The sequence below is a fragment of the Vibrio sp. 378 genome (genome assembly GCF_033339435.1).
Map to the genome: position 1 here is coordinate 1 of NZ_JAWOUO010000875.1, position 583 is coordinate 583.

Below are 583 nucleotides of genomic sequence, written 5' to 3' on the forward strand. Positions count from 1 at the left end.
GGTACGATGCTAGCGTTGTATGGTGCTGAAGGCTTAAAAGCGATGAACCTACCAGGTGAAGCAACCATCATTGGTATGATCTTGCTAACAGCGGCTGTAAACCTACTTATCGGTTCCGCTTCTGCGAAATGGGCTTTGATTGGTCCAATCCTAGTTCCAATGCTAATGGCGGTAGGTATTTCTCCTGAACTATCTCAGGCGGCTTACCGTGTGGGTGACTCAGTATCGAACATCATTTCGCCTCTGATGGTATTCTTCCCTCTTGTAGTGGTTTACTGTCAACGTTACGTGAAGTCGACAGGCATTGGTACACTTGCGTCACTGATGATGCCATTCTCGATTGCTATGTTGATTGGTTGGTCAATCTTCCTAGTTCTTTACTGGATGGTAGGTATCCCACTAGGTATTCAAGCACCGTACACATACACGATGTAAATGATCGAATATTAGAGAAGCGCAGGTCGAAAGGTCTGCGCTTTTTTGTTTTGAGGTGCCATTACGAAAGAGGCGCATCTCCAAAACTTATGTCCTGCTGTAGTGAAAGCGATGTTGGTGGTAATATTTCGCTATTCATAGTTACCTT

General features: G+C 44.9%; 1 protein-coding gene. It reads left to right on the forward strand.

Features of this window, described 5'->3' with window-relative positions:
• A partial coding sequence (locus tag R7Q48_RS29345) for an AbgT family transporter (RefSeq protein WP_318133881.1) occupies positions 1–435 on the forward strand: 435 nt, incomplete at its 5' end.
• Positions 436–583 lie beyond the last annotated feature (148 nt).